The sequence below is a fragment of the Pantanalinema sp. genome (assembly GCA_036704125.1).
Classification (GTDB): Bacteria; Cyanobacteriota; Sericytochromatia; order S15B-MN24; family UBA4093; genus JAGIBK01.
The window spans coordinates 1-9,644 of the sequence record DATNQI010000077.1 but is presented as its reverse complement, the minus strand read 5'-3'; the positions used below and the strand labels follow the sequence as shown (position 1 = coordinate 9,644).

At 69.6% G+C, this 9,644-nt stretch carries 12 protein-coding genes; 5 read left to right on the top strand and 7 right to left on the bottom strand.

The window, feature by feature from the left end:
• Nucleotides 1–59: 59 nt before the first annotated feature.
• Together V6D00_12490 and V6D00_12485 are read left to right on the top strand one after the other, a co-directional pair.
• Nucleotides 60–515, top strand: a complete 456-nt coding sequence (locus tag V6D00_12490; GenBank protein ID HEY9899994.1) for a hypothetical protein — start codon at nucleotides 60–62, stop codon at nucleotides 513–515.
• A 51-nt stretch (nucleotides 516–566) separates the two neighbouring features.
• Nucleotides 567–1,025 carry a hypothetical protein gene (locus V6D00_12485; GenBank protein HEY9899993.1) on the top strand — a complete coding sequence of 153 codons (459 nt, stop codon included), beginning with the start codon at nucleotides 567–569 and terminating at the stop codon, nucleotides 1,023–1,025.
• Between the two features lie 65 nt (nucleotides 1,026–1,090).
• Here V6D00_12485 and V6D00_12480 read toward each other — a convergent pair whose 3' ends face one another.
• Both V6D00_12480 and V6D00_12475 read right to left on the bottom strand, forming a co-directional pair.
• Nucleotides 1,091–2,470, bottom strand: coding sequence for a hypothetical protein (locus V6D00_12480; GenBank protein ID HEY9899992.1), 1,380 nt, complete (start codon nucleotides 2,468–2,470; stop codon nucleotides 1,091–1,093).
• A gap of 131 nt (nucleotides 2,471–2,601) precedes the next feature.
• Nucleotides 2,602–2,841 carry a hypothetical protein gene (locus tag V6D00_12475; protein HEY9899991.1) on the bottom strand — a complete coding sequence of 80 codons (240 nt, stop codon included), beginning with the start codon at nucleotides 2,839–2,841 and terminating at the stop codon, nucleotides 2,602–2,604.
• A 253-nt stretch (nucleotides 2,842–3,094) separates the two neighbouring features.
• Here V6D00_12475 and V6D00_12470 point away from each other — a divergent pair, with 253 nt between their 5' ends.
• A complete protein-coding gene (locus tag V6D00_12470; GenBank protein HEY9899990.1) occupies nucleotides 3,095–4,036 on the top strand; it encodes a response regulator in 942 nt (313 codons plus the stop codon).
• Nucleotides 4,037–4,052: 16 nt separating this feature from the next.
• Nucleotides 4,053–4,421 (top strand): hypothetical protein, encoded by a 369-nt coding sequence (locus tag V6D00_12465; GenBank protein HEY9899989.1) that lies wholly within the window; start codon nucleotides 4,053–4,055, stop codon nucleotides 4,419–4,421.
• A gap of 1 nt (nucleotide 4,422) precedes the next feature.
• On the opposite strand, the gene V6D00_12460 is transcribed toward V6D00_12465, so the two are convergent.
• The 5 genes from V6D00_12460 to rpmB all read right to left on the bottom strand — a co-directional run bounded on the left by V6D00_12460 (nucleotide 4,423) and on the right by rpmB (nucleotide 8,858).
• Nucleotides 4,423–5,184 (bottom strand): hypothetical protein, encoded by a 762-nt coding sequence (locus V6D00_12460; GenBank protein ID HEY9899988.1) that lies wholly within the window; start codon nucleotides 5,182–5,184, stop codon nucleotides 4,423–4,425.
• Nucleotides 5,181–6,056 carry a FecR family protein gene (locus tag V6D00_12455; GenBank protein HEY9899987.1) on the bottom strand — a complete coding sequence of 292 codons (876 nt, stop codon included), beginning with the start codon at nucleotides 6,054–6,056 and terminating at the stop codon, nucleotides 5,181–5,183. Before V6D00_12455 ends, V6D00_12460 begins: the two co-directional genes overlap by 4 nt.
• Nucleotides 6,053–6,709, bottom strand: coding sequence for a response regulator transcription factor (locus V6D00_12450; protein HEY9899986.1), 657 nt, complete (start codon nucleotides 6,707–6,709; stop codon nucleotides 6,053–6,055). The genes V6D00_12455 and V6D00_12450 overlap by 4 nt, the downstream gene beginning before the upstream one ends.
• Nucleotides 6,706–8,451, bottom strand: a complete 1,746-nt coding sequence (locus V6D00_12445) for a CHASE2 domain-containing protein (protein HEY9899985.1) — start codon at nucleotides 8,449–8,451, stop codon at nucleotides 6,706–6,708. The genes V6D00_12450 and V6D00_12445 overlap by 4 nt, the downstream gene beginning before the upstream one ends.
• A gap of 215 nt (nucleotides 8,452–8,666) precedes the next feature.
• A complete protein-coding gene (gene rpmB / locus V6D00_12440; GenBank protein HEY9899984.1) occupies nucleotides 8,667–8,858 on the bottom strand; it encodes a 50S ribosomal protein L28 in 192 nt (63 codons plus the stop codon).
• Nucleotides 8,859–8,965: 107 nt separating this feature from the next.
• Here rpmB and V6D00_12435 point away from each other — a divergent pair.
• The coding region (locus V6D00_12435) for a type III pantothenate kinase (GenBank protein ID HEY9899983.1) at nucleotides 8,966–9,644 on the top strand (679 nt) is incomplete at its 3' end.

Below are 9,644 nucleotides of genomic sequence, written 5' to 3'. Positions count from 1 at the left end.
ACCCTCGAGGGCACGCGAGATCCGGGCGTGGCCCGGGACGATACGAAAGGGGTTCGCGCATGAAAGGCTTGATCGGCATCGCCCTGGCGCTCACGGTGGCGCTCATCGGATGTCAAAAGCAGAGCGCGCCGCAGGGCGGCGGCGGCGGGGTGGAGAAGAAGACCACCACCACCACCACGACCACCACGGCCAAGACCGCCCCCACCTTCATCGAGCAGGCCGCCAAGAAGTCGGGCGACGCCAGCGTCCTTCTCTCCCGCAAGGACTTCAAGGGCGCCGAACGCGACGTCCAGCAGACCCGCGACCTGATCGGCAAGGCCCACGCTAAGGCCCCCGCCGACTTGCAAGGCAAGCTCTCCGAGCTCGACAAGTCGGCGGCCAAGGCCCAGGCGAGTATCGCCAGCCATTCGCCCGCCGCCGTCGGCGAGGTGAGCGCCCTGACCAAGGGCCTCAAGGACATGGTCGCGACCGAATCCCAGGTCATGGGCGGCGGCGGCAAGCCCATGACCAAGTAACGCGCTGGCTCGGAGCGAGCGGCTCGGGACGATACGAAAGGGGTTCGCGCGATGAAAGGCTTGATCGGCATCGCCCTGGCGCTCTCGGTGGCGCTCCTCGGATGCCAGCGACAGAGTGCGCCGCAGGGCGGCGGCGGCGGGGCGGAAAAGCGCGCGACGACCGCCGTGGTCCCCGCAGCGAAGACCGGCCCCGAGCTCATCGAGCAGGCCTCGAAGAAGGTCGAGGACGCCCGCGTGCTGCTCTCGCGCAAGGACCTCGACGGCGCTGCGCGCGCCGTCGAGGCGAGCCGGGACCTCATCGGCCAGGCCCGCGACAAGGCTCCCGCCGACATGCAGCCCAAGCTCGCCGACCTCGAGAAGGCGGCGGCCAAGGCACAGGCGAGCATCATCGACAACCGCTCGGGCAACGCCGTCAAGAACACCGACGCCCTGGCCAAGGGCCTCAAGGACATGGTCGCGACCGAACCCAAGGTCTGGGGCGGTGGCGGCAAGCCCATGCCCACGCAGTAGGCGTGCACGGCAAAGCCCCCGGGAGATTTGTTCTCCCGGGGGCTTTGCCGTTGGCTGGACGCGACTTAGAAGTTGAAGCCGGCGCCGAGCTTGGCGCCGTAGATCGTGTCGTTGATGATCGGATAGCTGCGCGCGGTCCCCTCGAGCGAGAGGGCCACGGGGCCCACGGGCATGCCGACCCCGACCGAGCCGTACGCGGCGTTGAAACCGGCGACGGTGCCGAACGTCTGGGTGCTGGAGGAGGACTTGGCCGAATGGGTGGACGTTCCCTCGGCGGCGATCTGGGTGGTGCCGCTGTCGTTCTTCCGCTCCGTCGTGACGGTGTTGTCCATGCTGGTCGCGGAGGTCGTGGTCGAGGCCCCGAACATCATCGGTGCCCAGCCGACCTGCGAGAAGAGGGTGAGGTTGCCCATGGTGCCCGAAGCCTTGACGCCGACGATGGGCCCGACGGCGAGCGCGGAGGCCTCGAGCGACGACGTCTCCTTGTACTTGAAGGTGGACCTGGTGTGCCCCTTGTCCGAGCCCTGCTCGGTGATCGTGTTGATGCTCGCCTCGTCGCCTTGACCGTTTTCGCCCACCGTCTTGGCGGTGAGGCTGCTCCACTGCCTGGTCATCGGCATGGTGAGGCCGGCGAAGAAGGAAACGCTGCCCGCGGGCGCATCCACCGCCATGAAGTCGCCGTGCAGCGACACGTCGTGCACCATCACGCCGCGATTCAAGGCGAAGTTGGCGCCACCCTTCGAATCATAGGTGGTCTTGACGCCGCCCACGGTCTGATCCCCGGCCCTGAGCGTGAAGCCCACGCCGGCCCCCGTGGGGGTCGTGAAGCCGGTGTAGGTGGTGGAGACCGTGCGCGAATCGGCCGTGCCCTGGGCGAGCCCGCCGTCAGGGGTCACGCTGACCGAGTAGTTCGGAGAACCGGCAAAGCTGGGGATCGAGACGGTGTAGGCCCCGTTGGCGGCCCTGGTCTCGTTGGCCTCGTTCTTCTCGCGGAAGTCCTCGATCTTCTTGCCGTCCAGGTTCAGGACGTTGTACGACTGGCCCGCTCCCAGGTAGGCCCCGAACAGGCCGGCGCCGAGGCCGAAGCGATCGGTGGCCCACCAGTTGCCGTCAACGCCGTACATGACCCCCAGGCCGCCGCCGAACGACGTGTCGGAGTCGCTGTTCGTGACGGTCGTCGTGCGCTTCTCGTTGGGAGTGTTGGCGGCCTCGACCTTGCTCTCGGTCACCTGCGAGCGCTTCGTCATCGACCTCACCTGGCCGCTCGAGCTGAAGGCAGGGCCGATGAAGACGCGGACGTCGCTCTTGGGACGGGCGGTCGCCGCCGAGGAGGCCTCGGCGGCCGGCTGCGGGGCGCCGGTCGAGCGGCGAAGCTGGGCGTGGGCGGGGGTGGCGATCGCCAGCACCGAAAGGCTGAGGGCGAGGGCGTAGAGACGCTTCTGCAAAGCTTGATACCTCCAGACGATAGAAAAGACGAGAATCCATGCAGGTAATCTCATCGCAAGGTCCGGATAATAATACCGTTGCATCCCGGGGCGCACAAGTGAGATCTCTCACCCGGCGGCAAAAGGGCCCATCAGCCGTTCTTGCGAGCGCGCATCCTGGGCACCACCTGGAACCGGGGCTCCTGGCCCCCCAGCCGCCTCTGGGCGGAGCCGGGCTCGGCCATGGCGCGCTCGACCGCGCTCTGGTAGACCTGGCCGTAGTTGTCGAACACGGTCTTGCATGGCATGCAGATCCAGAAGCCCGCTCGGGCTCCGACCCCGGGAGTGGTTCGGTTCTCGCAGAAGGGACAACGACCGCCGTGGGTCACCATGGTGAGCCGACCTCCTCTAGAGCGTCTGACAGGACTGTTCCTCAAGCCGCCCACGGCGGCCAAAGGTCGTAACATGCCTGGTTTTGCTTGATGCTCTCAAACGTCGCGACGACGCCCCCATCATCCCTGAGATCGCCCGATTGCGTCGGTGGGATGCGTCACGCGCCCGACATGCTGTTTTTATGAGCGTGTCTTCACGCAAGCCGGGGCCCATGGCGGACAAGATCGGCTCAGAGCTGGGTATGCAAACATCATGCCGACAATTCTGGTGGCCGACAGCTCTCGGCTCATGCAACGCAACCTCACCATGACCCTTCAACAGGCCGGATACGACCTGCTCCTGGCCAGCGACGGCATGGAAGCCCTCACGCTCTGCACCAGGCAGCCCCCGGATCTGATGATCGCCGACGTGGGCCTGCCCGGGAAGAGCGGCCTCGAGCTGTGCCAGATCCTGCGCGGCAACGAGGCGACCCAGCACCTGCCGGTGCTCCTGCTCTCCACCGACGAGCGCCACAAGCGTTACTCGCCCGCCTACGGCGCCCAGGGGGCCCTCCTCAAGCCGATCGAGACCAAGGAGCTGCTGAGCATGGCCCATAGCCTGCTCGCGCCCCTGCCCACCCCGGGCCAGAGGCTCAGGATCCAGCTGGGCGACGATCCAATCGAGCTCGAGGTGGGCGGGGTCACCCCCCCCAAGCAGATCTCGCTCCTCGTGCCGCCCGGCACGGCCTTCAAGTCCCGCCAGAACTTCAAGGTCCACTACGACGGGGAGGGCGGGGCGCGCATCGTCCGCACCGCCTCCGTGGCCGTGATCGCCGACGACAGCGTCACGCTCTCGCTGGGCTCGGACGTTTCGATCGAGCAGCGCCGGCGCCACTTCCGCAAGCAGGTCGAGATCCCGGTCCGCTACAAGCTGCCCGGGGACTTCTACCGGCTGGGGCGCACCCTGGACATCAGCGGGGGCGGCATGCGCTTCGCCGCCACCGGCTGCCAGCCCCCCATCGGGCTAGAGATCGACTTCCAGCTGGTGCTGGACCCTTCCATCTTCATCACCGTCACCGGGGCGGTGCGGCGCCTCGCCCCGGCCGGGAACGGCGTGTTCGAGATCGGCGTCGAGTTCCTGGCCATCGACCCCAGCGTCCAGCAGGAGCTGACCATGTTCCTGTTCGCCAGCGCCGAGCTGGGCGCCAAGGCCTAGCGACGGGAGGTTCCTTGTGCTCCGCGACGTGCTCGCCTACATCCACGCCCACCAGGGTGCCCCGGTGACCGAGATCAAGCGCCGTTTCGCCCTCTCATCGGACATGGCCGCCAACCTCCTGATCCAGCTCGAGGACGCAGGCTTCCTGCACGAGCAGCAGCTCGAGGCCTGCCACCACATGGACTCCCAGGGCAACTTCAAGGAGACGAGCCAGGGCGGCTGCGGCTCCGGGGGCGGCTGCGGCAGTGGCGGCTGCAGCTCGTCAGGCGGCGCCTGCGCGGTCGGGGAAGCCTTCGAGCGCGGCTGCTGCGGGATGAACAGCCCCTACCGGCTCACCCCCCGGGGCGAGGCCTATCTGGCGCGCATGCGCGCGATCGCGGGCTGATTCAGAACGCGTAGTAAACGCTCCCCATGTTGAGCAACCCCCCCGCGTAGGTCGCCCCCGTCAGGTCGGACTGGTTCCAGTTGCGCTCGGCGCTCGCCTTGAGGTAGAGGCCCGGGTAGAGCTGCCAGGTGACGAACGCCGAGAGCGCCTGGCTGGCGTCGGCGCCTCCCGCCTGATAGCCCCGGCGCAGCAGGCTGCAGGCCACGGTGAGACCCAGCGACCCGAAGCGGCGTCGCAGGGAAAGTTCCCCCCACCCGCCAGCATGCTCGCTCTGCTCGGTCCCAAGGTACCGGTAGGCGCCAGCCGCCAGCGCGCCCGTGACGCCCCCCCACAAGGAGCGCTCCAGGCCGAGGCTCAGGCCACCGGTGCGACCGTTCGCGAAATCCCCGCCCGCGTTCACTCCCCAGAAGGCGTCCCAGCCCCACAGCAGGTCGTAGGTGGCGAGCTCGAGCGACAGGCTGCCCCAAGCCCGGGAGAACTCGGGGTACAGGGCGTAGCGCGAGCCCCTGAGCCCTCCCGACAGCGTGAGGATGCGATCGTCGTCGAGGGCGATCTCTTGCCCGGCGCCGAGACTGAGCGCGCCGCTCGCGTCGGCGTTGCCCCGGGCGAACCGCAGCGGATCCGGCGCTTGCTGCCCCGAGACGTGGTCATCGACGGCCAGGTCCCAGCCGATCCGGCCGTAAGGGCTGCCGAGTTCCCAGGCCCCCGCCGGCGAGGCGAGGGCCAGCGCGAAAGCGAGGGCGGCGATCGCTCGCCGCGTCACGGCTGCAGCCTCCGCTGCTTGTCTAGCTGCCTCTCGTTGCGCTGATCCTGGCGGTCCTGCTGCTCCTGGCGATCCGTCCGGTCCTGGCGGATCCGCTGGACGGTCTGCTCCAGGCGTCGATCGACCTTGTCCATCCGCTGCTGCCGCAGCTCCTGGCGCTCCAGCCGCCCGCCGCGCTGCTGCTCGCGCATGGGGCCGTTGAGCAGCCGCTCGCGCCCGCGACCCTCCGCTCCTCTCGGCCGGGGGCCCGCAGGATCCGCGCCGCGGGGATCCAGGCGCTCCAGGCCCCGGCGCAGGCGGAAGGCCCTGCCCTCGTCCAGCTCGCGCCCCTCGGCCCGCTCAAGGCGCTGGAGGCGGCCCAGGCGGTCCACCTCGACCCTGAAGCCTCCGGCCACGTCCTGGCTCCGCTCCTCGCGATCGCGCACCTCGACCAGCCCCTCGTAGACCGTCACGCGCGATCGCTCCTCCTCGTAGCCGACCCCGAGGGTCGTGCCTCGGATGAGGGCGGTCGCATCGGGGGTCCGGATGAAGAACGGGGCGCCCAGGGCCTTGGTGAAGTGGCTCCAGACGCGGCCCGCCCGGACCATGAAGCCCTGCTCGTCCTCGATGACCAGCTGGGCGAAGGGCAGCAGGGAGACCGTGGTGCCGTCGTTGCGAACGACGGTGGCCTCGGAACTGGCAGCGGTCCTGACCGAATCACCCGCCGAGAGCTCCTCGTCCTCGCGACCGGGACGCCAATCGGCGCTCCCCGGGCTCAGGACCTGGACCTCTCCCTTGATCTCGACGAGGTGCGCGAGGCCAGCGGCGAGCGCCGCCTGCCCGAGCGCAAGCCAGCCGGCAATCATCAGGGTGAGCAGGGATCCGATCCTCATGGCTGCGTGTCCTCCAAGGTGAGCCACCCCTCCTGGAGGGCCCTCAGCACGGCCCCGGTGCGCGAGGCCACCCCCAGCTTGGCGAAGATGTTGCTCAGGTGCTGCTGCACGGTGCGCTCGCTGATGCCGAGCCGCGTGGCGATCTGCTTGTTGCCCAGGTCCCTGGCGACCTCCTTGACGATCTCGCGCTCGCGATCCGAGAGCCTCTCGACCGGGGGCCCCTGCTCGGCGCGAACCGAGCCCATCACCGCCCGGGTGACCTCGGGCTGCAAGAGGGCCGGCTTGCCTGTAGCCACCAGCCGCACCGCTTCGTGGAGCTGCTCCTCGTCGGCGGTCTTGAGCAGGTAGCCGTTGGCCCCCGCCTGGAGGGCCCGCAGCACGACGTCCTCCTCGCCGTGAGCCGAGAGGATGACGATGCCGAGCCCCGGATGGCCGCCCCTCAGGCGGCGGGTCGCCTCCACCCCGTCCATGACGGGCATGCTCAGGTCCATGACGAGCACGTCGGGATCCAGGCGATCCACCTGGGCGATCGCCTCCAGGCCGTTGGCGGCCTCGCCCACCACCTCGACGTCCTCGGCCTCGGCGAGCAACTCGCAGGTGCCTCGCCGCACGATCGGGTGATCGTCGGCCACCAGCACGCGCCATACCCTCATCCCGCACCTCCGTCTCGGCCAAACCGCATCTCGATCCGCGTCCCCTCGCCGGGCGCCGAGGCCATCAGCAGGCGGCCTCGCATCGCCTGGACCCTCACCCACATGCGGTGCAGGCCGCTGTGCTCGGGGCCCTCCGGCACGCGCGCCAGATCGGGCACCGTGAAGCCCTTGCCGTCGTCCGCGACGGCCACGATGGCATCATTCCCCTCGACGCGCAGTATCAAGCGGATGTTCCGCGCCGAGGCGTGCTTGAGCGCGTTGTTGAGGGCCTCCTTGAGCAGCCAGTACAGCTCGGCCTCGCGCCCCGGGTCGAGAGGCCGCCAGGCCTCGACCTCGACCTCCACCGCGAGCCCCTCGCTGCGCGCAGCGTAGTCGGCGGCCATCTCCTCGACGGCCACGCGCAGGCCCGATCGGCCCAGGGTGTGAGGGACCAGGGCCCTTCGAACCCGCATGACCTCGTCGAGGATGCGCCGAGCCAGGTTCTCGGCCCCGTCGAGGCGCTCGCCGGCAGCGGCGGGATCGCTCGCCTGGAGCTTGCGGACCCGGCGCAGGTCCCGCGTCAGGGCGATCAAGAGCTGCTGGGTCTCGTCGTGCAGCTCCCCGTCGATCCGCTCGCGCTCGCGCCGGGCCTCGCGGGCCAGGTCCGCCGCATACCACTCCAGCATCCGGTTGCGATCGCGCAGCAGGCGCGCCTGCTGCGCGGCGAGCCCGGCCACGAAGCAGGTACCCGCGACCCCGACGGCCGGCACCAGATCCAGCCACCAGCCGCCCAGGATGGCCCCCTGCGCGACGATCCCGAGGACGAGCAGGATCGCGACCAGGACCAGGGCCCGGCGACCCGGCAGTCCCGGTCGATCCGAGGCCAGGTAGGCCCCCGGGCCGAGACCGAGCGCCAGGAGGCCAAGCAGGGTCAAGGGGACGGGCGGCTGGCGCAGGGGGCCCGTGACGCTGAGGTTGGCGAGCGCGGTGGCGTGAAGCTCGATCCCGCTGATGCGGCCCCGCTGCATGAACGGGCCCGAGAAGCCCGTGTCCGGCAGGCCCTGGGCCGTGGCCCCCACCAGGACGATCTTGCCCCGGAACGCGCCCGTAGGGGCAGCGAGGGCCTCGTGGAAGCTGGTGCGCGGGAAGTGGCCCGCCGGGCCCATGGGGTTGAGGTAGCCCTGCGTGTTCGCGGAGACCTTCAGGCCGGCCACCCGGGCCACGGCGAGGCCGAAGGTCGGAAGCAGGATGTCGCCCTCGCGCCGCATGGGCGCAAGCTCGTGGATCTCGTCGGCGGTGGTGAACTGGGCGAGCCCCAGGGCCGCCGCCGACGCCTGGAGGGCGGGCAGGGGCTCGAAGAGGACGGTGCGCCCCTCGTCTCCTCCCGCCAGGCTGTAGGCCGGCAGCACCACCCGCCCCATCCGCGCGATCGCCGCGGCCAGGGCCACGTCCTCGGCCGGCTCGCGGGCCGCCTCGTTGAAGGCCACGTCGATGCCCACCGCCTTGGCCCCGTCCGCGCGCAGGCGATCCAGGAGGGCCGCGAAGCGCCGCCGGTCCCAGGGCATCTGGCCGTAGCGCACGAGCGAGGCCTCGTCGATGGCGACGATCGCCACGTCGGAAGGCGGGTTCAGGGGGCCGCGCAGGCGCAGGCGCCCCACCAGCGACGCGCGCTCGGGGGCATCCAGCATGCCGGCCACGAGCGCCCCCGAAAAGGCGAGGGCGATGGCCGCTGCGACGATGAATGGCTGAAGACGGCGAATCAATGGTGGATCCTCGCGCCCTCCCTTGTACCCGTCCGCAGGGGCCTGCAACCGCCCCTCGAGACGCGCCGGCCCCAGCATAGCCCAAGAACGAGCGAGCGAAGTCGGGGGATCCGCGCACGCGGTGCTAGGCAATCTCGCCTAGCGCAACCCATGGCAAAGGCCGGGTAGGTTTTGACCCACCCGGCCTTTGCCGTGTAAAGTGACGCCAGAACCTTTTAGACGGCGCGGTGAACCTTGCCAGCCTTCAAGCAGGACGTGCAAACGCGAAGCTTACGGACAGTGCCGTTGACATTCGCACGAACGCTCTGAAGGTTCGGGAGCCAACGACGCTTGGTATGCCGGTTCGAGTGGCTGACGTTAAAACCCGTCGAAGGGCCCTTCTCGCAGACGGCGCAGACTTTCGGCACGGTTGGTTCCTCCAGGATTGTCGGGATGTAGGTGAAAGCGTTGTTTCAACGCCGGTACAGGAATGATCACAATACCAAACTTTAAACATGATTTCAAGAACCCCCGCATGCTCGTCGTCAGCATCGGCAACACCAACGCCCGGTTCGGCTGGTTTGACGGTGCCGATCCGATCGCGATCGAGGCGATCTCCACGGCGTCGCTCAAGGCGATCCCGCCGCTTTTGGCCGAGGGATGGGGCGCCAGCATCGTCTCGGTCGTGCCCGAAGCGACCGAGGCGCTGAGAGGGGCTTGGGGAGATCGTGAGCTGCGGGTGCTGGATGCCGACAGCTCCGGCCTGACGGTGGACTATCACCCGGCGCGCTCCATGGGCGCCGACCGGATCGCCAACGCGATCGCGCTGCTGGATCGCGGCCTGGTGCCCGGGATCGCCGTGGACTGCGGAACGGCCACCACCCTCACCGTGGTGGACGCACGCGGTCACGTGGTGGGCGGCGCGATCGCCCCCGGGCTCGGGACGGCCGCACGCGCCCTGGTGGGAAAGACGGCCCAGCTGCGCCACGTGCCCTACGTGCGCAAGCCCGAGCCCTGGGGGCAGGACACCCTCTCCAGCTTGCAGCTCGGAATGGTCGAGGGCCACATCGGCATGATCGCGCACCTGGTCGCGCGCATGCGCCGGGGCCTCGACGCCGAGGCCCCGGCCGTGCTGTGCGGCGGCTGGTCCGAGACCCTCCATGAGGGTCTGCCCGGCTTCATCTGCGCCCCTTTCCTCACGCTGGAGGGGGGAC